The sequence below is a fragment of the Streptomyces sp. NPDC020917 genome, from assembly GCF_044333795.1.
Taxonomy (GTDB): Bacteria; Actinomycetota; Actinomycetes; order Streptomycetales; family Streptomycetaceae; genus Actinacidiphila.
The window spans coordinates 603,184-626,435 of sequence record NZ_JBIRRR010000003.1 but is presented as its reverse complement, the minus strand read 5'-3'; the positions used below and the strand labels follow the sequence as shown (position 1 = coordinate 626,435).

The window sequence follows — 23,252 nt, the reverse complement described above, 5'->3', positions numbered from 1 at the left end:
GAATGCCTCCTCGCAGACTCGACATCGAGGGCAAGATGACCCTGACAGTTGCGGAACGACGCATGGGACCTCCCCGGGCGATCCCACGGCGCACGCGGCTCCCGGTTGGCACAATGCCTCCAGGATGAGTCAGCGGCCCGCTGGGATGGCCATGATGGCGTGAGGCGCAAGGTGGCTGTGGGTGTACAGCACGCCGGCCACCGGCCGGTCACCGCGGTGGTTGCGGTAGAGGGCAAGGGCCTCGGCCGCGGTCTTGGCTGAGGTCAGCGGATCGATCACCAGGATGCCGTGTTCGCCCTCCACGAGCGTCACGTTCGACAGGTCGAAGCCACGGACCTGGTAGATCCCGTCAGTCACCTCGAACAGCCCGTGGTCGGACACGAGCCGGCTCTGCCGCCACAGACTCGGATTGAGAGCACCGGCCGTCGGGCCCCCGACGCTGTCCGCGTACGCAAAGCAGCGCGCACCGTAGCGGCACCCGGTCAGATCCACTTGCGGCGTACGGCCTCCATGCCGAGCTGGAAGCGGGTACGGGCGCCTACCAGTTCGCTCAGCCGGTGGACGTGGCGGCGCACGGTGCGGACATTCCAGCCGAACGTACGCGCGATGCTGTCGTCGGTGTGGCCGGCGGCCAGCAGGCCCATCAGTTCCTCGCCGCCGCCGTCGAGAGCGGGGTCGGGTTCTCCGGCGTCGACGTTGGTCAGCAGGATCGACTTGGCCCAGACCGCCTCGAAGAGCGCGCACATCGCGTCCAGCAGGGCCGACGCGTGTATCAGGTACGACGCGTCGGCGTCACCCGCCGGGATGAGCGCCTTCCGGCCGTCACACAGCAGCATCTTCATCGGCACCTCGCCGACCCGGGCCCGTTCCCCGCGCCGTACGCTCTTCCAGATCTCCTCGATGCGGCCCGGCAGGGCGATCGCCGACCGGTCGTAGACGACCCGGAACTCGATCTTGCGGACGTCCAGTCCCTGCGCCTCGTACTCGCTGTCCTCCCCGATGTACGGCGGCCGGTCGAAGAGGCAGACCTGTTCCTGTGCCTCCTGGTGAAGCAGGGTGATCGCTTTACGCACATTGGCCTGGCCCTCGATGACCTCGACCAGGTCGGCCGGATGCTGCCACGTGGCGACTGCCCGGCGGTGGGTCTCGGAGAGGTCCTGCACGTGCTTACGCAGTTGCAGCAGTTCGTACTCGCGACCCGCGATCAGCGGGGCGGCGACCTGGTCGGGTGCGACCGCTGCGAACCGTGCCGGCCGGCCCGGCAATCGGGTCGCGAGCCCCTGACGGGCGAGAACAGCCAGCGTCCGGACGATCTGGTTGCGGGACAACGCCAACTCCGCCGCGAGTGTCGAAGCGTCCGCGTGACGGCACCTCACCAGTGCTTCGTAGACCTGCGCGTCCTGCTCCCCGATGCCCACGGCTTCCCACATGCTGTCCCCTCCTCCTCAGGCCAGGTGTCCTGAACCTGCAACGTACATGCTCTTGTTGTGCACGTCAGGTCGTGACAGCGTCTCGCCGTCGGACTCTACGAGGAGCGTGGCGGGGAAAGTGGTGCGTCGGGCGTGGCAGTGGTTGACCGGGGTGGTGGTGGCCGGGCTGGGGCTCGGGACCGCCGTGCCGAGCATCGCCGCGCCCGGCGGGACGGATCCGGGCGGATCGACTTCGGCGGATCCGACGCCGATCACCGACCCTCAGTACAAGCCTGCGGCGTGCGCCTCGCTCACCGCCGCGCAGCGGAGCGCTGAGGTGCCGGTGGCTCGATGCTTCGCGGTCGCGCTGGCCGCCGCGGCTGGCCGGAACCTGACGCCGGACGCGGCGCCGCCGATCACCGCGATCAGCCCGGCGGTTCTGCAGCAGGCGTACCACCTGCCCGACGGCGGTGACGGCATGACGGGTGCGATCGTCGACGCCTACGGCTACTCCAGCGCCGAGGCGGACCTGGCGGTCTACCGCAGCTACTACGGTCTGCGCGCCTGCACCACCGCCAACGGCTGCCTCACCAAGATCGACCAGCGCGGCGGCACCGACTACCCGCCGGACGACAGCGGTTGGAGCGTGGAGACGGCGCTGGACCTGGACGCCGTGTCGAGCGTGTGCCCCAAGTGCAACATCCTGCTCGTGCAGGGCGACACGGCGGGCCTCGACGATCTGGGCACCGCGGTCGACACCGCCGCGGCGCGGCCCGGCGTGGTGGCGATATCCAACTCCTACGGCCTCGACGGCGAGGACCCGGGCGTGGCCGCCTTCGACCGCTCCTACGACCACCTGAGACGCCGGGCCCCTGGAGAGTCGGCGCTCCGGGGGCCCGGCCCCTTCGCCGGGGACGGTTCCGGTTCACCAGCAGTACCCGCTGTTGCCGGAGCAGGGCCGCCGAAGGTCCGGCAGCACGGCCCTGCGGCCCGCCACCACCTCGCACTGTGGTTGGTCCAGCGCGTTCTTCGACCGTACGACCAGTCGAGGGCGTAGCCGGTGGTCGCGAAGTGGTCGGGCCGCGGTTCCCCTTGCCCGTAGGCCACGAAAGGAGGGGCCAACCACCGGCTGAGGTGGTCGCGGGACCCACGACATCGCCCACCGACTCGGCTGGTCCGGCGCCTCGGCCGGATTCGTCGGCACCACGTTGTTACACCGCGGGCGGTTGGACCACCTCGGGTGGGACCAGCGAGCACACCGGGTCCGCCTCCTCCTCAAGCAGCACGCCACAAGTGGATCTGACCAGCGCGAGACGGCTCTGCCGGCCGGTCCTGATCCGGGCGGTTGTCCGGTACCTGCACGGCGAGATCCTTGCTGCCCGGCGGTGCGACCTGGAACCGTCCTGGTGAGCCGGCCGCACAGTGCGTGCGCCCGTTAGGCCCGCGCGCCCGTGCGGCGGTTTCGCCGTCGCGAAGGAGTCAGAGGGGGTTTGTCATGCTTATGACATATCGAAGAAGCCGGGGAGGCCGGCGTCTCGCGGTGGGCCTGGCCGCGATCGCGCTGTCGGTCGCCGGTCTGACCGCGACGGTCGGCGCCACGCCGGCCGCCGCCGGGAGTCCGCCGTCGCCGTCCCCCGCCGCGGGTCCGGCGGTGGCCCCCGCGGCCGGCCCTGCGTCCGGCCTCGACTCGGGCCTTCGGTCCGCGGACTGCGCCGAGCTCAGTTCGGCCCAGGTGAACGCGGCCGTCCCGTCGGTGCGTTGTTTCGCGGTCGGCCATGTTGACCAGGCCGGCCGGCTGCTGCAGTCCGACGCCGGGCCGCCGGCCACCGCCATGGGACCGGCCGACCTGCAGAGCGCCTACCGGCTCCCCGACGGCGGTGACGGGCGGACCGTCGCCATCGTCGACGCCTACGGCTATTCCGCCGCGGAGGCCGATCTGGCCGTGTTCCGCAGCTACTACGGCCTGCCGGCGTGCACCACCGACAACGGCTGCTTCACCAAGGTCGACGAGCGCGGCGGCAGCGCCTTCCCCGCCGACAACCGCGGCTGGACCGTCGAAGCGGCGCTCGACCTCGACGCTGTCTCCAGCGTCTGCCCCAAGTGCCACATCGCCCTGGTCCAGGCGGACACCGCCAGCATGGACGACATGGCCGCCGCCGAGGTCACCGCCTCGCACATCCCCGGCGTCGTGGCGATCTCCAACTCCTTCGGCCTGGAAGGTGAATCCCCGGCCGAGACGGCGTACGACCAGTACTTCGACCACCCCGGGATCGCGGTCACCGCGTCCAGCGGCGACACCGGGAACCTCCAGGCGTTCCCCGCCACGAGCAGCACCGTCCTCTCTGTCGGCGGCACCAGGCTCACCCGCGACGACTCCGCACGGGGCTGGCACGAGTCGGCGTGGGGCGCGGCCGGAGCCCAGAGCGGCGCCGGATCCGGCTGCTCCCAGTACGAGCCCGCGCCGCCGTGGCAGGCCGGCGTGGACACCACCTGCGGAAGCCGCAAGGCCACCGCGGACATCTCCGCCGACGCGGACCCGGTCTCCGGCCTCGGCGTCTACAACACGGTCGGCCAGTCCGGCTGGGCGCAGTGGGGCGGCACCTCGCTGGCATCGCCCCTGGTCGCCGGCATGTACGCGCTGGCCGGTACGCCGACCCCGGGCACCTACCCGGCATCGTACCCCTATGCGACGAGCTCGCTGATGAACGACGTCACGGACGGGAAGAACGGGGCGTGCGGCACCAAGCTCTGCGAGGCAGGCCCGGGTTGGGACGGTCCGACCGGGCTGGGCACGCCGAACGGGGTCGACGGTCTCAACCAGGGCCTCACCGGCGAGGTCACCGGCAAGGTCACCGACGCTGCCTCCGGCGCCGCGGTGGCGGGCGCGACGGTGACCGCCACCGACGCAACCGGCCGCAACTTCTCCACCACCGCCGCGTCCGACGGCAGTTACGACCTGCGCGCGCCGGACGGCACCTATGACGTGACCGCGGCCGCCTTCGGCTACGGCCAGAAGACCACCACCGGGATGCGCGTGGTCCGCGGCACAACGGCCCACGCGGACTTCGGCCTGGACGTCCAGGACACGGCGCCCGTGTCCGGGCGGGTCACCGACGCCTCCGGTCACGGCTGGCCCATGCGCGCGAAGATCACCGTCAAGGGCCAACCGGGGGTCTTCGCCTACTCCGACCCCTACACCGGCGCCTACTCGATCCCGCTGCCCAAGGGCGGCGCGTACACCCTGCAGGCGACCTCGGCGGACCTGACGGCATACGAGCCGGCCGAGGTTCCGGTGGACCTCACCACCGGTACCGCGCCGGCGACCGACATCGGCCTGACGATCGACCGGAACGCCTGCACGGCACCGGGCTACGGCTGGAAGTACACCGGCGTCCACACCGGCTTCGAGGGGTGGACCGGCGGCGACGCCTCCGACGGCTGGACCGTCGACACCAACTCCGGCAACCCGCGGACCTGGCGGTTCGACAACCCCGGACGGCAGGCCAACCTCACCGGCGGCAGCGGCAACTTCGCGGTCGTGGTGTACGCCAAGACCACCGGGGCCAACCACACCGACCTGGTCTCGCCGGTCGCCGATCTGAGCACCGACGCCGACCCCGCGGTCAGCTTCGACACCGACTTCGTCGGCCTCGGCGACCAGGTCGGGACCGTCGACCTCAGCATCGACGGGGGGCAGACCTGGAAGACGGTCTGGACCAGCCCCAAGGACGCGGAGACCAACGGTCACGTCACGGTCCCGATCCCGGCCGCCGCCCACCAGTCGCACGTGCGCGTCCGGTTCCACCTCGGCTGGTCGAACTACGGCTGGTGGTGGCAGCTCGACAACGTCCTCATCGGCAGCCGGTCGTGCGAGGAGACCCCGGGCGGCCTGGTGGCCGGTGTCGTCCGCGACGACAACACCAGGGCCCCGGTCGACGGCGCGACCGTCGCCAACGCCGACCACCCCGAGGACCGCGGCCTGAGCCGGACGACCCCGGACGACGTCCACCTGTCCGACGGCTACTACGCGTTCTTCTCCCGCCCGGGCGGCGCGACGAACCTCGACGTCACCGACGGCAACTACACCCCGATCCACGCCAAGGTCGACGTCCCGAACGACGGCGTCCTGCACCGGAACTTCGACCTGAAGGCCGGCCGGCTGACGATCGACCGGTCCACGGTCGAACTGTCCGCGCGGCAGGGGAAGACGGACAAGGCCAAGCTCACCTTCAGCAACGACGGCACCGCACCGGTACGGGTGCTGCTCGGCGAGAACGACGGCGGCGCCGCCGCGCCGACCGGGCAGCGCCCGACGACCGCGGCCCCGACGATGGTCGTGAAGACCGACACCTCGGCCGCGGGCGCCGCCGGCAGCCGGCAGACGCCTTCGCAGGACAACGCGGTGCTGCTGGACCAGGTGGCTCCGCAGGACGCCCCATGGCAGCAGATCGCCAACTATCCCAGGGCCACCATGGACAGCGCGGTGACCTCGTACGACGGCAAGGTCTACGTGGTCGGCGGGAGCGACGGGTACGTCAAGTACGCCGATGTCAGGGTCTACGACCCGGGCACGTCGTCCTGGTCTGCGCTCGCACCGCTGCCGGAGGCGCTGAACGGCGCCGCGGCCGGGTTCGTCGACGGCAAGCTGTACGTCGCCGGCGGCTGGAACAACTCCGGTGTGGCCAGCACCCACAGCTACGCCTACGACCCCGGCAGCAACACCTGGGGCAAGGTGGCCGACCTGCCGGGTCCGCACAGCGCCGCCGGCAGCGCGGTCGTCAACGGCCGGCTCCTCGTGATCGGTGGCTGCACGACCAACGAGTGCGCGACCGCGTCGGACGCCGTCGTGAGCTACGACCCGGCCACCGACGCGTGGGCCCAGGAACCGTCGTACCCGAGCCCGGTGGCCTATCCCGCCTGCGGCGGCATCGGCCTGGAATCGGTGTGCGCCAGCGGGCTGAACCCGGGCACCGGCGAGTCGCTCGCCACGACGTACACCCTGGTGCCGGGCCTCGGCGGGTGGCGCCGCGAGGCCGACCTCCCGACGGACGACTGGGGCGCCGCGGCCACGGTGGCCAACGGGCAACTCCAGGTCATCGGCGGCGTCGTCAGCGGCGGCACCGCGGTGACCAACCAGGGGTACAGCTATGACCCGGACGCCGACCGGTGGACCGCGCTGCCCAACGCCAACAGCGCCTTCTACCGCGGCGGTGCAGCTTGCGGCCTCTACCAAGTGGGCGGCGCCAGCGGCGGCTTCACTCCGGTGGCCCTCGCCGAGGTGCTGCCCGGGTACGACCGCTGCGACGGCGGCCAGGACGCGTCCTGGCTCAGCGAGGACACCACGTCGTTCACCGTACCGCCGGGCCACAAGGTCCAGGTCTGGCTCACCGCGGACACCGCCGCGGTCCCGGCTCCCGGTGAATACGGCGCGGCGCTCACGGTCGCGACCGACACGCCCTACAACCAGCCGCCGGTGAAGGTCGCCCTGCACGTCACCGCGCGGTAGCCGAGCCGCCTGCTCACCGCCGCCGGGGGGAGGCGGTGAGCAGGCACCGGACGCCGCGAGCCGCTCCCCGGTGTCCGCATGCGGCAACTGTCCCCATCCTGACAGCCCGGAACCGGCCGGCCCCAGCCCGGAACCAGCACACTCAGGGCCCGGCGCCCACCACACGCGCCACTCCCGTTCCAGGACCGAAAAATCGGTGGCCCATGCCACGCCCATCCATGTGACCCGTGCGCGACCGCGCACGCACGATCGCCGTGTGCCTTGCGGCCGCGATCGGTGCCCTCACCGTCGCCCTGCCGGCGCAGGCCGACGCGCTCGACGGGGCGCTGTACTGCGCGGGCGGCAGCACCGGAGGTGCGTCCACCGTGAAGGCATACACGTTCGACCCCAGGGTGGGTGCCTGGTCCGCGCTGCCGGACCTGCCCTTCGACCTGTGGGGCATGGCCGCGGTGGGCGCGAACGGCAAGCTCCTGCTGTCCGGTGGCGTCACCGCCAACAACACCACGCTGACCAACATGGGTACCGCATTCGACCCGTCGACCGACAGCTGGACGGAACTGCCCAACTCCAACTACGCGGTGTACCGCGGCGGCAGCGCCTGCGGCTTCTACAAGATCGGCGGCTCGACGGGGTCGTTCAACCCGGTCAGGAACACCGAACTGCTGCCCGGCTACGGCCAATGCGGCAGCGCGGCCGACGTGACCTGGCTGTCGGAGGGCACGACGGACGTGACGCTCGCTCCGGGCCAGTCCACGGACATCACCCTCACCTTGGACGCGTCCGGTGCGGCGATCACCCAGCCCGGCACGTTCGCAGCCGCGCTCAAGGTGATCCACGACACCCCGTACACGATCACCCCCCTCCCCGTGGCCATGGTGGTCAAACCGCCGTCCACCTGGGGCAAGATCACCGGAACGGTGACCGGCACGGTCTGCGGCGGAACCCCGGCCGGGATCAAGGGCGCGACCGTCCAACTCGACAGCTGGGCCCAGAGTTTCACCCTCAAGACGGACACGGCCGGCAGGTATGCGCTGTGGGTCGACGCCCGGAACAACCCGATCGACATGATCGTGGCCAAGGACGGCTGGACGCCTCAGGGCACGAAAGCCAAGGTCGTCAAGGGCCAGACCACGACGAAGGACTTCACCCTGAAGCCCGACAGCCCCTGCGCGTACCGCAGACGCAGGAGACAACTGTGCGGCGTGCCCACCCCAGACTCCCAGGGGCGGGCACGCCGCCGGCTCGCACCAACGGACGGCACGGTTCTGGGCGCAAGCGTCAGGGAGGCCCGGCGCTGCTGCGCGGTCGGCGACCCGGACGAAGCCCTCATCCTGGGTCGTGACCTGTGCTGGGCCTCCGTCGGCGATCCGGAGTGCGAGGTGTATGCCAACGAACTGCTCGTCATGGCGTATCAGGCACTGGGCCGCCCTACCCTCGCCGGAATTGCCGGGACCCGCCCACCGCTACCGTGACCTGCCGCAGGGGGACATTCTTGGTGGACCCTCGGTGTAGGCATCAGACGCGAAGGCTTGGGCTCTTGAATACGGCGGGTTGGTAGGTATCACCGACCGATCGGGTGATCTTCAAGATGGCGCGGCGGGGCTGCCCGGGGGACAGGCGGAAGAACTCCTAGCCCTGGCCACAGCCATGATCAAGGGGCCGATCCTTAGCGCTGCTCTTCGTAGCGATAGTCATCAGGCCCTGGACCGGTCAGGCCGCCCAAGTCCCCGTCCACCGCAGCACCGCGATCTCCGTCCCGTACCCCACCACCACCCGCGCGTCCGACGTCACTGCGACAGCGCGGATGTGCGTCGGGAACAGCAGTGCCGGGCCCAGCTGTTCGCCAGCGTCGAGGTCCCACACGCAGACTGCGGCCTCGCCGAGGCCGCCACCGGTGACAGCGACGGGGCGGCCGGCGAGGGTGCCCAGGGCCACGGTCTCGATGTGCCAGTCGTGGCCGGTCATGTTGGGACCGAGTTGCTTGCCCGTGGTCACGTCCCACGTTCGCAGGGTCCCGTGGTCGGTGGTCGCGACGACCGGGCGGTCGTTCAGCGTGGCCGCGGCGATGTGGCCGAACCGAGCGGACTCCTCGATGTGGAGGCGGCGCGGCCCATAGGGCTCGCCCGCTTCCAGGTCCCAGAGCTTCGCCGAGCGGTCGTCGCAGATGGTGATCGCGATGGGGCGGCCGTCGACGTCCACTGTCGCGCCTCCCATGGGCCGCTGCGGGTGGCCGGCGAGTTGGCGGCCGACAGGCTCGCCGGTGGCCAGGTCCCACATGCGGATGCGGTAGAACGCCACACTGCTGCCGGGACGGCTGAGCTTGTCGCCGGCGGCCAGCACGATCCGGCGGCCGTTGACGATCGCGGTGCCCAAGATGGTGTGACCGTCCTCCGCGGGCTGCGGATCGCCGACTGGGGTGCGCGTGGCCAGGTCCCATGTGCGGATGATGCGTCCGCCGCCGCTGATCGCGACGGGCCGGTCGTCGAGGGTCGTCGTCACCAGCGACGTCACCGCCCATGTGTGGCCGGTCAGCGGGTCGCCGACCGGAGCGCCGGCGTCCAGGTCCCATACCTGGACTGTCCGGTCGCTGCTGCCGCTCACCGCTACCTGGCGGCCCGCCACCTCGGACGTCGCCAGCGTCCACACGTCGTCCGTGTGCCCGGCCGGCGCCTCGCCGAGGGCCGCGGACTCGGCCACGACCGCCATTCCCAGGTCCCACACCCGCACCAGATCCTCGTTGGCGTCGCCGGTCACGAGCACCGGGCGGCCGTCGACCTCGGCGGTCGCGACGGCCCAGACCGGGGCGTCGTGCGCGGTAATCGGGACGCCGGCCTGCTCGCCGGTGGCCAGGTCCCAGAAACGCACCGTGTGGTCGATGCTGCCGCTGACCGCGATGATGCGGCCGTCCACGACCGCCGTGTCGACCTCGCGAATGGCTTCGGCATGGCCGATCATCGGGGCGCCGACAGGGTCGCCGGTGGCCAGGTCCCACCTGCGAAGCGTCGCGTCCTCCGCCCCGGTGACCACGATCGCGCGTCCGTCCACGACCGCTGTCGCGATCCCGGAGATCAGGCCGTCGTGGCCTTCCCACGCCGGCCCGATCTGCTCGCGCGCCGTCAGGTCCCACAGCCGCACCGTGCCGTCAGCTCCGGCGGAGACGACGACCGGGCGGCCGTCCAGCGTCGTCGCGGTCATCGCCGAGACCCCGCCGGCGTGGCCGGTCAGCGGGTCACCCATGGGTGCGTGGGTGGCCAGGTCCCACAGCCGCAGCGTGCCCGCACCGCCGCTGACGATGACCGGCTGGCCATCGAGCACCGTCGTGGCCAGCGACATGACCTCGTCGCCGGAGTCGTCCAGCGCGATGGCCTCACCGAGCTGTTCCAAGGTCAGCAGGTCCCACACCCGGATCGTGTCGTCCTCGCCGCCGGTGACCGCGACCGGCCGGCCGTCCAGCACCGCGGTGCCCACCGCGAACACCCGCTCCTCATGGCCTTCCAACTCCTCGCCGATCTGCCGTCCGGTGCTCAGATCCCAGACCAGCACGCCGAAATGAGAACCCGTGACGGCCACCGGGCGACCGTCCACCACCGTCGTGGCCGCAGACCACATGCTGCGGCGATCGCCTTCCATGGGATGCCGCAGCCGGGCGTCCAGGCTCGCGCCGACGGCCCACTCCACCCGCCACGGGGCCGGAGCCCCGGCCACCGCGACATCGCCGATCCGCCCGGCCAGCTCCCGGTCGCCGTACCGGGCCGCGTCCAGTGCCAGCAGGTGCCGGCGCTGCTGTGGCGAAGCATCCTGATGCAGATGCGCCGAGGCCCGGTACACCGCCGCGGCCAGCCGCGCCTGCGGCTCCGCCCCTTCGTCGAGCAGCCCCTGCACTCGCTTCGGGTCGCCGTTGACCAGCGTGTCCAAGTTCGTCCACCACGTGCTTGCCGTATCCCGATCGTCAACCATGTTCTGACGGTATCGGCGCGGGGCGCGGTGGCGGGGGACAGCGGCCGGACAGGAGCAACCCATCAGACAGCCCGGGGGGCAGCCACTACCTGCTGTCCGGCAACAGCCCGTGGCACCCCCCCAACCCGGCTGGCCTGTCAGCGAAGCTGAGGCGGCACGACCTGCCCGTCCGCGCAGCCCGCAACACCGCCGTGACGGAGGCGCTGGCCGATCTGCCGCCCATCGATCTCTCGGACCTCTTCGGCATCCGGCCTGAAACAGCCGAACGCCGGCCAGGTTTGGCGGAGACGACTGGTCCGACTACCTCGCAGCCCCAAGCGGACCCGCGCGACCTGACCATCACTCTGCACTGACTCGCTTCTGCGGGTTCTGCCCGAGCCGCAGGGAGCTTGGCCGGCTTCCTCGTTGCCCGCCGGTCCGATGAGCGCTACCTGCTGGGGCAGTTCGGTGTGCAGTAGCGCCTCGGAGGACAGGGCGATGTCGGCGCCCATCCGGTTCCGGGCACCTGTCCTGAACATGCAACCTGCAGTCCCTTGAGGCTGCCTGCGCGGCCGTGACAAGGTCCCCTGCGGCAAGCGTCGTTGGACGCGCTGCGGCCCCGGCTGTGCGGCGCGTGTCGTCCCGGCTCAGGAGAGATCTTGATATGGCAGTGACACGTCGGTACCGTCGCCGGCTGACCAGTGTGCTCGTCGTCGGGCTCGTGACGGCCGCTCTCGGTGCCGGCGTGACCGGTCCCGCCCAGGCCGGCACCGGTGCAGGGCGGACGACCACGGGCGCCACCGCACCGTCGGGCGACCGCTCCACCGCTGACCGGGCGCAGGTTGCGCTCCCCGGGGACGGGATCGTGCGCCACGACGCTTCCGCGGGTCCGGGAGGGCTGACCGTCACCCCGTCGTCCCTGGCGGTGACCGAGAAGCTGGGCCAGGCCCAGACACGCCAACTGGTCTTCGGCAACGACGGAACGGCCCCCGTGCACGTGAGGCTTGACACCGCAGGCGGAGGCTCCGCCCCCACGGCCGGGCAGGCGTACAGCCCGACAGGGGCGCCGAAGCTGGTGCAGAGGACCACCACCAGCTATGCCGACCCGGTACAGGCCGCCAAGAGCCGGGCGAAGCCGGCCGCGGGCCCCTCCGCCGCGGTGCACGACCGGCAGGCGGAGCCGGCCCAGGCCGACGCGCCCGGCTCGGCCTGGCAGACGATCGCCGCCTACCCGAAGCCGGTGATGGACGACGCGGTCGCCACCCACGACGGCCTGGTGTACGTGGTCGGCGGGAGCAACGGCACGGTGAACTACGCCGATGTCAACGTGTACGACCCGGTGAGCGGTAGCTGGTCGGCGGTGGCGAAGATGCCGGAGCCGTTGAACGGAGCCTCCGCGGCGTTCGTCGACGACACGCTGTACGTCGCGGGCGGATGGAACTCGTCCGGGGTCACCAGCAAACACGTCTACGCGTACGACCCGGCGACCGACACCTGGACCCGCACCGCGGACCTGCCGGCCGCACTCAGCGCAGCCGGGACCGCAGTGCTGCAGGGCAAGCTGTACCTCGTCGGCGGCTGCACGACCGGCGCGTGCACCCCGACGTCGAACGCGGTCTACCAGTACGACCCGGCCGCCGGCACGTGGAGCCGGCAGCCCGACTACCCCACGCCGGTGGCCTTCACCGCGTGCGGCGGGGTGGGCGGTGAGGTGGTCTGCGCGGGCGGAGTGAACGCCGATGCCGACGATCCGCTGACCACCACCTACGCGCTGCTCCCGGGCGCGCAGTCCTGGACCTCCCGGGCGGCGCTGCCGATGGATGCCTGGGGCGCCGCCGCTGCGGCGGCGAACGGCCAACTGGAGGTCATGGGCGGGTCGGTGGACAACAGCACCTCGGTCACCAACCAGGGCTACGCCTACGATCCGGCGGCGGACGACTGGACCGCTCTTCCTAACTCCGGCAACACCGTCTACCGCGGCGGCGGGGCCTGCGGTGCCTACAAGGTGGGCGGCACCACCGGGCAGTTCCAGGCCGTCTCGTCCGCGGAGAACCTGCCCGGTTACGACCAGTGCGCGTCCGGGGTGCCGTGGTTGCGGGAGAGCTCCACGGACCTCGACGTGGCGCCGGGGCAGTCCGTGGCCGTGACCGTGACGGTGGACTCCGCCAAGCTGGCTCAACCGGGCGACTTCGCGGCCGCGTTGACGGTCAGCACGGACTCGCCGTACAGCGTCCGGCAGGTCGCGGTGTCACTGCACGTGGACCCGCCGGCCTCGTGGGGCCAGGTCTCCGGCACCGTGACCGACTCGGCCGGGCAGCCGCTGCGTGGTGCCACGGTGCAGATCTGCACGATGTGGGACAAGAACCTCGGGTGCGGGACGGTGACCTACACGCTGCGGACCGGCATCGGCGGGGACTACCGGCTGTGGCTCGACCGGGGGTACAGCCCGCTGGCGGTGGTGGTGGCCAAGGACGGCTACCAGTCCCAGTTCCGGATCGTGAAGGTCGCCAAGGGCCAGACGACCTCGGCCGACTTCACCCTTGCCGAGCAGTAGGCGTCACGGCTGCGGCACCGGTGCGACCGGTGCCCGCCACTGCCGGACACAACCGTCCGGGGGCCCGTCGGGAAGCGGAACCCGTGTCCTGACCCGGCAACCGGGATCACCCTGTCCAACCTGCCCAGTTCCCGAACTGCCATCTCGGAGTGCGGCGAACCGACCGGCACACCCGGTCCGTCGCCGCGATCCGGTCCCGGAGGAGATCTCGTGATGGACACGACGCCCGAGCACAGGCGGATCCTGATCGCCTGGTCGTTGATCGTGTTACTGGCGGTGGGCATGGCGCTGGGGACGGCCCCCGCGTCCCAGGCCGCCACGGGTTCGTCCTCGGCGGCCCCGACTGCGCCACGAGCCGCCGCCCCGTCGCCGGCTGCCGCACAGGCACGCTATCGGGCGGCGGGATGCTCCACGCCGACCGCGGCGCAACTGCGCTCCGGCGTGCCGGTGGCGAAGTGCTTCGCCGTGGGGTACACCGACGCGGCCGGGCAGCAGATGCAGGCCGACGACACCCCGCCGGCCACGGCGCTGACCCCCTCCGACCTGGTGAGCGCCTACGACCTGCCCGATGGTGGGGAGGGCGTGACGGTGGCCATCGTGGACGCCTACGGGTACTCGGCTGCCGAGTCGGATCTGGCGGTGTTCCGCAGCTACTACGGGCTGCCGGCCTGTACGACGGCGAGCGGGTGCTTCACCAAGGTCGACCAGCGGGGTGGGACGAGTTACCCGGCCGACAACGGCGGGTGGAGCATCGAGACGGCGCTGGACCTGGACGCGGTGTCGAGCGTGTGCCCGAAGTGCCGCATCCTGCTGGTGCAGGGTGACACGGCCGGGCTGGACGACCTCGGCGCGGCGGTGAACACCGCGGCCGCGTGGCCGGGTGTGGTGGCGATCTCCAACTCCTACGGCGTGGACGGCGAGAACGCCCAGGAAGCGGCGTACGACGGCTACTACGACCACCCGGGCATAGCCGTGACGGTCTCCTCCGGCGACAGCGGCAACGTCCAGTCGTGGCCGGCGACGAGCCCCGTCGTGACCGCGGTCGGCGGCACGCGGCTGACCCGTGACGCCTCGACGCGCGGGTGGACCGAGAGCGCCTGGGGCTCCCAGGCCGGTGGCGCGGGCGCCGGCTCGGGCTGCTCGCTCTACGAGCCGCGCCCCGACTGGCAGCAGGGCGTCGACACCACCTGCGGCGAGCACAAGGGCACCGCGGACATCGCCGCGGACGCCGACCCCGTGAGCGGGATCGGCGTGTACAACACGGTGGGCCAGTCAGGGTGGGCGCAGTACGGCGGCACGTCGCTGGCGTCGCCGCTGGTGGCCGGCATGTACGCGCTCGCCGGTACGCCGACGCCGGGCACCTACCCGGCGTCGTATCCCTACGCGGCGAGCTCGACGTTCTTCGACGTGACCAGCGGCGTCAACGGGTCGTGCGGGACCAAGTTGTGCCAGGCCGGTACGGGCTGGGACGGCCCCACCGGGCTCGGCACCCCGCACGGGGTCTCGGGACTGGCGCAGGGCCGCACCGGTGAGATCGCCGGCACGGTGACCGACGCGGGTTCCGGGCACCCGCTGCCCGGCACGACCGTCCGCGCGGTCGATCCCGAAGGCAGCGCCTTCACCGCGACCTCCGGCACGGACGGAACCTACGACCTGCACGCACCGGCCGGCACCTACACGGTGACCGCGTCGAAGTTCGGCTACGCGGACCGGACCGACCAGGTCGAGGTCACCGTCGGAAAGAAGGCCGACGCGGACTTCACGCTGACCGGGGAGCCGGACCGCACGGTGTCGGGCACGGTCACCGACGCCTCGGGCCACGGATGGCCGATGCGAACGGAGATCACCGTCGACGGCGCCCCGGGCGCTGTCGCCTACTCCGACCCCTACACCGGCCGCTACTCCCTGTCCCTGCCCGAGGGCGCGCGCTACACCCTGCACGCGACGTCCGCGGACCTGCCGGGCTACAGGGAGTCCGACGTGCCGCTGGACCTCACGGCAGGGACCGGAACGGTGCGGGCCGACGTCGGTATGAAGATCGACGGAAACACCTGCACCGCCCCCGGCTACGCCTGGTCCCTCGACGGGTCGCTGACCGACTTCGACGGGTGGACGGGGAAGGACCCGCAGGCCGGGTGGACCGTCACCGACGCCAAGGGCAAGGGCCAGACCTGGGGCTTCGACGACCCGGGCAACCGCGGCAACAGGACCGGCGGCAGCGGCAACTTCGCCGTCGTCGACTCCTACCGGTACGGCATCGGCAACGTGCAGGACACGAGTCTGGTGTCGCCCCAGGAGGACCTGTCCGCGGCGGACAACCCGGAGATCGCCTTCGACACCGACTACGACGCGGCCTGGGGACAGACCGGCAGCGTCGACGTGAGCACCGACGGGGGCCAGACCTGGACGTCGGTCTGGAAGAAGACGACCGTGGGCTTCCAGGGGCATGTGGACATCCCGATCCCGGCGGCCGCCGGGCACGCGGACGTCCGGGTCCGGTTCCACTTCACCGGCATGTGGTCGCTCTTCTGGCAACTGGACAACGTGTTCGTCGGCAACCACTCCTGCGGCCCGACCGCCGGTGGGCTCATGGCCGGCGTGGTCCACGACCACAACACCGGCGAACCCGTCGACGGGGCGACGGTGGCGGGCGACAGCGGCCAGTTCGGCATCACCGCGCCCACGCCCGCCGACGCCGGGCTCTCCGACGGCTACTACTGGCTGTTCTCCAGCCACACAGGAACGACCGGTTTCACCGTCAAGGACGGGAAGTACACCCCGACGAACGCCGAGGTCGACATCACCGCCGACGGGATCGTCCGGCGTGACTTCCAGCTGCGGGCCGGACACCTGACCGTCGACCGGTCCTCCATCGCGGTCACCGAGCCGATGGGCCGGGCGAAGTCCCAGCAGGTGACCTTCGGCAACGACGGGACCGCACCGGTACACGTCACGCTGAACGAGTCCGACGGCGGGTTCACCGCAATGGACGGCCGGCACCAGGCGGCGGCCCCCGGGGCCCCGGCGATGGTGGTGAAGGCCGCTGTCAGTCCCGCGGCCGTCCCCGGTAAGGGCCAAGCCGATGAAGGGACGGGCGGTGTCCCTGCGGACGGGGGCGCGCAGGCCCGGCCGGACCAGGCGGGACCGGCCGCGGCGGGCTGGACGCCGATCGCCGACTACCCGTCGAAGCGGATGGACGACGCCGTCGCCTACCGCGAGGGGAAGGTCTACGTCGTCGGCGGGAGCTACCTGACCACGGTGTCCTCCGCCGCCAACGTGTACGACCCGGTGAGCGCGTCGTGGAAGTCCATCGCCGCCCTGCCGGAAGCGGTGCACGGCGCCACCGCGGACTTCGTGGGCCGGACCCTGTACGTGGTGGGAGGCTGGAACGCCGCGGGCGACGTCAGCAACCACGTGTACTCCTACGACGCGGACAACGACCGCTGGACGCGGGTCGCGGACCTGCCGGCGGGCGTCAGCGTCGCCGGACACGCCGTGCTCCAGGGCCGGATGTACATCGTCGGCGGCTGCACGACCGACACCTGTACCCCGGCTGCCAAGTCCGTCTACAGCTTCGACCCGGCTGCCGGCGCCTGGACCAGGGAACCCTCGTACCCCACGGCCATCGCCTTCGGAGCGTGCGGGGGAGTGGGCGGCGAGGTGGTCTGCACCGGCGGCCTCGACGCGAACACCAACGCCGCGCTGACCGCCACCTACGCCCTGGTGCCCGGCGCCAGCCAGTGGGTCAGGGAGGCCGACCTGCCGATGGACGCCTGGGGCGCTGCATCCGCAGCGGCCGACGGACAGCTCCAGGTCATGGGCGGGGTGATCGACAACAGCACCGCGCTGACCAACCAGGCCTTCGCCTACGACCCCGCCCGGGACGAGTGGTCGGCGCTGCCGAACTCCACCAACGCCCTGTTCCGCGGGGCGGCTTCCTGCGGCCTCTACCGGATCGGCGGCTCCACCGGGAACTTCTACGGTGTCGCGTCGAGCGAGACCCTGCCCGGCTACGACGAGTGCGGCGGCGTCGGGGACGTCTCGTGGCTCAACGAGGGCACCACCGGGTTCGACGTGGCCCCGGGGCAGTCGGTGACCGTGGCGGTGACCGCCGACTCAAGCGCGGTGTCGCAGCCCGGGGACTACGCCGCCGCCGTCGGCGTCGAGACGGACACGCCGTACCAGGACGGCCGGATCAGCGTGGCCATGACGGTCGACCCGCCGGCGTCGTGGGGCAAGCTCACCGGCACGGTCTCGGGCTCGGACGGGCAGCCGATCCGCGGAGCGTCCGTGCAGGTCTGCACGATGTGGAACAAGAACCTCGGGTGCGGCGCGGTCACCTACAGCCTCAGGACCGATGCCGCGGGTCACTACCAGCTGTGGCTCGACAAGGGCTACAACCCGCTGGCGCTGACCGCGGGGAAGGACGGCTACCAGCCGCAACTGCGGATCGTGAGGATCGCGAAGGGAGCCACAACCACGGCTGACTTCACCCTCCCCACGTCGTAGCGCGCTCCTGGTGCCGGCCCACGGGGGGTCGGCACCAGGACCGGGCGCCGCCCGCGGAACCCGGCGCTGCTACCTGCTGGCCCCGTCCGACTGGGACGGGCAGGTGCCCGAGGGCATCGTCGGGGTCTTCCGCTTCGACACCCGCATCGCCGCAGTCATCCCCCGGGTCTTCATGAACGACACCGACCAGGACCGCGCCGCGGTCCAGCAGCTGATCAACAAGGCGATGGCCTATCCCCTGGCCGAGTACACCGGCAAACTGAACTGTTCGAGTTCCGGAACATCGGCATCCCACTGGACCACCACTGGAGCACCCAGCGCAAAGGCGCTGCGTTCACCACGACAAGCCCAACTGGCTCCCCGCCGCTGGCGGCCCGTTCTCCCTCTACCTGCGCGCCTACTGGCCCCATCCCACCCCGGCAGTCACGTCCACCGACCGTTCTGGTTTCTGAATCCGGCCCGCGCAGACCAGCTTTCACCTCACTGGCCACTGAGGCTGTGTGCAGGCCCAGCAGCCCCCGACCTCCAAGCCGGTGAACTGCCGACCAAACATCCATCACCCACGTCGAGAAGTGCTGGCGGCCTCCCAGGCCGCCTCGATCATCCCGAAGATCTCGTCCACCGCGGCCTCCGGTTCGGCTGCTTCGCGGGCCAGCGCATAGGCGTCGATCACGAACCTGGCGATCGTCCGGCTCGCCGTCGCGGTCGGTGACAGCTCGGGGTCGGCGGCGATGGCCGTCGCCAGTGTCTCCGCGTGGCGCAGCCGCATCGACTCGTCGTACCTCCGCAGGGCGGGTGATCCGTCGATCATGTGCCAGATCGGGGCGGCGCTGTCCGCTGTGCAGTGTCGTACCAGGGCCTGGATCTCGCCGCGCAGTGCGGGGATGAGCGGCTCGTGCGGCGCCCGGCCGGTGACCGCCTGCGTGAGGCGTTGCTCGAAGTCCTCGTCCTGCTCGAAGACGAGGGCCTCCTTGCAGGCGAAGTGGGAGAAGAGCGTGGTGACGGCCACGTCGGCCTCGGCGGCCACTTCGCGGATCCCCACCGCGTCGTACCCGCGGTCCAGGAAGAGCCGCAGGGCGGTGTCGGCGATCTTCTGGCGGGTCGCGGCCTTCTTGCGCTCACGGCGCCCGGACGGCACGGTCATGCGCTCACACTAGCAGATGCAAAATTGGAACAGTGATAAAACGCTAACCGTTAGTGCTACGGTCGCCGCATGAAGAAAGTGAGCTTCGCCGAGTTCGGCGGTCCGGACGTTCTGCGCCTCATAGATGCCGAGGAGCCCCACGCGGGCCCCGGTCGGATACGCATCGCCGTGCGGGCTGCGGGCGTCAACCCGGTCGACTGGCGGATCCGTGAAGGGCAGGTGCTCAAGGCCCATCCGATCGAGTTGCCCGCCGGAGTCGGGCTGGACGCCGCCGGGGTGGTGGACGAGGTCGGCGAGAGTGTCGAAGGGGTCGAGGTCGGCGACCACGTGTTCGGCGAAGGCTCCAGCACCTATGCCGAGTTCGCCGTGCTGTCGGCCTGGGCTCGTATGCCCGAGGGGCTGACGTTCGAAGAGGCCGCCGGCTACCCCTCCGTGGTGGAGACCGCGCTGCGCGTCATCCGCGAGGTCGGTGTGCGGCCAGGGCAGACGATGCTGGTCAGCGGTGCGGCCGGGGGAGTGGGATCGGCAGTGCTGCAGATCGCCCACGACCGCGGGATCGCGGTGATCGGCACCGCCGGAGCCGCGAACCAGGACTATCTGCGCAGCCTGGGAGCCCGCGCCACCACGTACGGCGAGGGCTGGGTCGAGCGGGTCCGGCACCTCGGCGATGTCGACGCGGCCCTCGATCTGGCCGGCTCGGGCGTGATCCGCGAGCTCGTCGAGCTGACCGGGGACCCGAAGAAGGTGATCTCGATCGCCGATCTCGGTGCGCCGGAGCTCGGCGTCCGGTTCTCCGGCGCGGCCGGGAGCGTGCCGGATGCGCTCGCCGAGGCCGCCGACCTCATCGCGCGGGGAAGGCTCCACATCCCGGTCGAGAGGTCGTACACGCTCGCCGAGGCCGCGGCCGCGCACGTCGACAGTCAGGCCGGTCACACCCGCGGGCGCCGGGTCGTGGTCGTCTGAGCCGTTCCCTGAGCGGCGGCACAGCGGCGAGGTGAGGTGGACGCGGCGCCCGAACCGCCCTGCGGCCGACCTCGCCGCTGGGCGCCGCGCCGACGGGGCAGCGCGCGATGTCCACGAACCGGGCTCGTCATGAGCCTCGGGTTCACAACAAAGTGAACATTAGTGTACGAATGGCCCATGAGGAGGTTCTGGTCTCGGGACCGTCGCCCGCGCCACCCTCCCGTTCGTTCCGCCGGCGATCGAGAGGGGTCGCTGAGCCGTGCGCCGGGCGTGCGGCGCGGCGGTGCGCCGGACGGCCAAAGCCTCGCGTCACGGCATTCGACACGTGCCGGCCGGAAGAAGCCACGCGGATCCGATCGCGCCGCCGGAGCGGAGCCGGACGCGAAGCCGCGTTCCCTGTTCTCACTGCGCAGCGCGGCCGGCCAGGTGCTGGCCCTGCAGGCCCTCATCGTGGTGCTTCTGGTCGCCGCAGCAGTGACCGCCCTGGTGCTGTATTCACAGCAGGCCGCCATTCGTCAGGCCCGGAGCCAGTCACTGGCCGCGGCACAAGCGTTTGCCAGCGCGCCGGGTACGGCGGCGGCGCTGGACAGCAGGAACCCGACGGCGGTGCTGCAGCCACGCGCCGTAGCCGCTCAGAAGCGGACGGGTGTCGATTTCATCGTCGTGGTGAACACGCACGGGATCCGGCTCACCCATCCCAACCCGACGGCCATCGGGAAGAAGTTCGTCGGTAACGTCGGGCCCGCACTGGCGGGTCATGTCGTCATCGAAGAGCTCACTCCGACGCCGAGCCAGGTCAGCCTGCCCGGACCGCGCGGGAAGTCCATCCAGGTGATCGTCCCGGTGTTCCGGGCCAACGGTTCGGTCGCCGGCGCGGTGTCCGCCGGGCTGAAGGTGCAACACGCGACGAGCCTGGTCCACCAGCAGCTGCCGATCATCCTCGGTGCCGGCGCCGGGGTCCTTGCCGCGTCCACCACGGGGACCGTGCTGGTCGCCCGGCGGCTGCGCCGGCAGACGCACGGGCTGCGCCCGGTCGAGATGGCGCGGATGTACGACCACCACGACGCCGTGCTCCACGCGGTTCGGGAGGGCGTGCTCATCATCGGAGCCGACGGGCGGCTGCTGCTCGTCAACGACGAAGCGCGGCGATTGCTCGATCTGCCGAAGGATGCCGAGGGGCGGGACATCGGCGACGTCGGTCTGGACAGCGGGACGGCGCGGCTTCTCCGGTCCACCGAGCCGGTCACGGATCAAGCGCACCTGGCCGGCGACCGGCTCCTTGCGGTCAACAAGCGCCCTGTCGCCCCCTACGGAGGTCAGGGGGGCAGCGTGGTGACCTTGCGGGACACCACGGAACTCGCAGCGGTGTCGGGGCGGGCGGCGGACATGCGGGAGCGCCTCACGTTGCTGTACGACGCCGGTGTGAAGATCGGGACCACGCTGGATGTCGTGCGCACCGCGGAGGAACTGACCGAGGTCACCGTGCCGCAGTTCGCCGACGTCGCCGTCGTGGATCTTCTGGACGCGGTCGTGCAGGGCCAGGAGCCGGCACCGGAGTCGTGGCGGCAGATGCGGCGCACCGCCGTCAGCGGCCATCAGGACGGCGTGGCGGTGAACCCCTTGGGCGAGCCGGTCACGTTCGCGGCGGCGACACCGCAGATGCAGGCGCTGGAAACGGGGCGTGCGCAGCTCGAGGCGGACCTGGGGCAGGCCCAGGCGTGGCAGGAGCAGGATCCGCAGCTCGCCGCGAGAGCGCTGGCCTGCGGATTGCGCTCGCTGATCACCGTTCCCTTGCAGGCCAGGGGCGTGGTACTGGGCCTGGTGACCTTCTGGCGGTCGGCCGATTCACCGGAATTCGAAGAGGACGATCTGTCGTTCTCGGAGGAACTGGCGGCCAGAGCGGCCGTCTGCATCGACAACGCGCGCCGGTTCACTCGCGAGCACGCGATGGCCGTGACGCTGCAGCGCAGTCTGCTGCCGCGGGGGCTGCCGGAACAGAACGCCCTGGAAGTGGCGTGGCGCTATCTGCCCGCGCAGGAGGGAGTCGGCGGGGACTGGTTCGACGTCATCCCACTCCCCGGGGCACGTGTCGCACTGGTGGTGGGCGACGTGGTCGGCCACGGCCTGCACGCGGCGGCAACGATGGGGCGACTACGCACCGCGGTGCACAACCTGTCAAGGCTGGACCTGTCGCCCGACGAGCTGCTGAGCTACCTGGACGAACTCGTCGCCCACCTCGACGCCGACGAGAGCGGCGATGAGGCCGACCTGGACGTCACCGGGGCCACCTGCCTGTACGCGATCTACGACTCGGTCTCCGGAACGTGCACCATCGCCCGGGCCGGCCATCCGGGCCCAGCCGTGATCCTCCCCGACGGGACGGTCTCCTTCCCCGACACGCCCGTGTCACCTCCCCTCGGACTCGGAGGCAAGCTCCCTGTCGAGACCGCCACGCTCGACCTGCCGGAAGGCAGCCAACTCGCCCTGTTCACCGACGGATTGGTCGTGAACCGCGACCGCGACCTCAGCTCCGGCCTGGACATTCTGCGAGACGCCCTCGCCCACTCCCACCGCACCCCTGAACAGACATGCCAGACGGTCATCGACGCCCTCCTTCCGGAGCACCCCGCTGACGACGTCGCCCTGCTCGTCGCCCGCACACGCATTCTCGACCCCACCCATGTCCGCGAGTGGGACATCCCCTCCGAACCGGAAGCGGTCTGCCGCATCCGGTCCGAGGCCGGCCGTCAACTCGGGGCCTGGGGCCTGGAACGCCTCGCCTTCACCGCAGAGCTGATCATCAGCGAGCTCGTCACCAATGCCCTCCGGTACGGCACCCAGCCCATCCGATTGCGGCTGCTGTACGACCGGCACCTCATCTGCGAGGTCGCGGACGGCTCCAGCACCTCGCCCCACCTGCGCCGCGCGGCCACCACCGACGAGGGCGGCCGCGGGCTGTACCTCGTGGCCCAGTTCGCACAGCGCTGGGGAACCCGCTACACGGCCCGCGGCAAGATCATCTGGACCGAACAGCCCCTCCACGACGACGGCATCACGCCCACCCTCGCAGTCGACGACGCCCTCCTCGACCAATGGGACGACTGAGCCGCCCACCGGCCCGGATGCGCTGCCCCTGCAAGAGCCCCCGTGCGCCCCGGGCCGGGTGACAGACGGGTCGCCGGAGCGAGCCGCCGGGTACCGCCGGATGAGTACGCGAGCCCCGCGGCTATC

10 protein-coding genes and 2 pseudogenes are annotated in these 23,252 nt (G+C 71.4%); 8 read left to right on the top strand and 4 right to left on the bottom strand.

The window, feature by feature from the left end; all coding sequences use genetic code 11:
* Positions 1 to 168 precede the first annotated feature (168 nt).
* Together ACH4TG_RS09555 and ACH4TG_RS09550 are read right to left on the bottom strand one after the other, a co-directional pair.
* Positions 169 to 591 (bottom strand): annotated as a pseudogene (locus ACH4TG_RS09555) (MBL fold metallo-hydrolase); the annotation flags it as partial.
* Positions 483 to 1,430, bottom strand: a complete 948-nt coding sequence (locus tag ACH4TG_RS09550) for a helix-turn-helix domain-containing protein (protein ID WP_398241600.1) — start codon at positions 1,428 to 1,430, stop codon at positions 483 to 485. The pseudogene ACH4TG_RS09555 and the gene ACH4TG_RS09550, both read right to left, overlap by 109 nt.
* A 118-nt stretch (positions 1,431 to 1,548) precedes the next feature.
* Here ACH4TG_RS09550 and ACH4TG_RS09545 point away from each other — a divergent pair, with 118 nt between their 5' ends.
* From ACH4TG_RS09545 to ACH4TG_RS09535, 3 genes are all read left to right on the top strand, one after another.
* Positions 1,549 to 2,466 carry a hypothetical protein gene (locus ACH4TG_RS09545; protein ID WP_398241599.1) on the top strand — a complete coding sequence of 306 codons (918 nt, stop codon included), beginning with the start codon at positions 1,549 to 1,551 and terminating at the stop codon, positions 2,464 to 2,466.
* Positions 2,467 to 2,910: 444 nt separating this feature from the next.
* Positions 2,911 to 6,915: a carboxypeptidase regulatory-like domain-containing protein gene (locus ACH4TG_RS09540; protein WP_398241598.1), complete on the top strand. Its 4,005-nt coding sequence runs from the start codon at positions 2,911 to 2,913 to the stop codon at positions 6,913 to 6,915.
* Between the two features lie 227 nt (positions 6,916 to 7,142).
* Complete coding sequence (locus tag ACH4TG_RS09535) at positions 7,143 to 8,387, top strand: hypothetical protein (RefSeq protein WP_398241597.1); 1,245 nt, start codon at positions 7,143 to 7,145, stop codon at positions 8,385 to 8,387.
* Positions 8,388 to 8,625: 238 nt separating this feature from the next.
* Here the strand turns inward: ACH4TG_RS09535 and ACH4TG_RS09530 are convergent, their stop codons facing one another.
* A complete protein-coding gene (locus ACH4TG_RS09530) occupies positions 8,626 to 10,872 on the bottom strand; it encodes a WD40 repeat domain-containing protein (protein WP_398241596.1) in 2,247 nt (748 codons plus the stop codon).
* Positions 10,873 to 11,515: 643 nt separating this feature from the next.
* On the opposite strand from ACH4TG_RS09530, the gene ACH4TG_RS09525 reads away from it, so the two are divergent.
* From ACH4TG_RS09525 to ACH4TG_RS09515, 3 genes and pseudogenes are all read left to right on the top strand, one after another.
* A complete protein-coding gene (locus ACH4TG_RS09525; protein ID WP_398241595.1) occupies positions 11,516 to 13,405 on the top strand; it encodes a kelch repeat-containing protein in 1,890 nt (629 codons plus the stop codon).
* A gap of 213 nt (positions 13,406 to 13,618) precedes the next feature.
* Positions 13,619 to 17,914 (top strand): carboxypeptidase regulatory-like domain-containing protein, encoded by a 4,296-nt coding sequence (locus ACH4TG_RS09520; RefSeq protein ID WP_398241594.1) that lies wholly within the window; start codon positions 13,619 to 13,621, stop codon positions 17,912 to 17,914.
* Between the two features lie 10 nt (positions 17,915 to 17,924).
* Positions 17,925 to 18,140 (top strand): annotated as a pseudogene (locus ACH4TG_RS09515) (DUF1254 domain-containing protein); the annotation flags it as partial.
* Positions 18,141 to 18,470: 330 nt separating this feature from the next.
* Here ACH4TG_RS09515 and ACH4TG_RS09510 read toward each other — a convergent pair.
* Positions 18,471 to 19,058, bottom strand: coding sequence for a TetR/AcrR family transcriptional regulator (locus tag ACH4TG_RS09510; protein ID WP_398241593.1), 588 nt, complete (start codon positions 19,056 to 19,058; stop codon positions 18,471 to 18,473).
* Positions 19,059 to 19,127: 69 nt separating this feature from the next.
* Here ACH4TG_RS09510 and ACH4TG_RS09505 point away from each other — a divergent pair, with 69 nt between their 5' ends.
* Together ACH4TG_RS09505 and ACH4TG_RS09500 are read left to right on the top strand one after the other, a co-directional pair.
* On the top strand, positions 19,128 to 20,021 hold the full coding sequence (locus tag ACH4TG_RS09505; protein ID WP_398241592.1) for an NADP-dependent oxidoreductase: 894 nt from the start codon (positions 19,128 to 19,130) through the stop codon (positions 20,019 to 20,021).
* Positions 20,022 to 20,447: 426 nt separating this feature from the next.
* The gene (locus ACH4TG_RS09500; RefSeq protein WP_398241591.1) at positions 20,448 to 23,126 is read left to right on the top strand and encodes a SpoIIE family protein phosphatase; all 2,679 of its coding nucleotides are present in this window, start codon (positions 20,448 to 20,450) and stop codon (positions 23,124 to 23,126) included.
* The last annotated feature ends 126 nt before the right edge of the window (positions 23,127 to 23,252 follow it).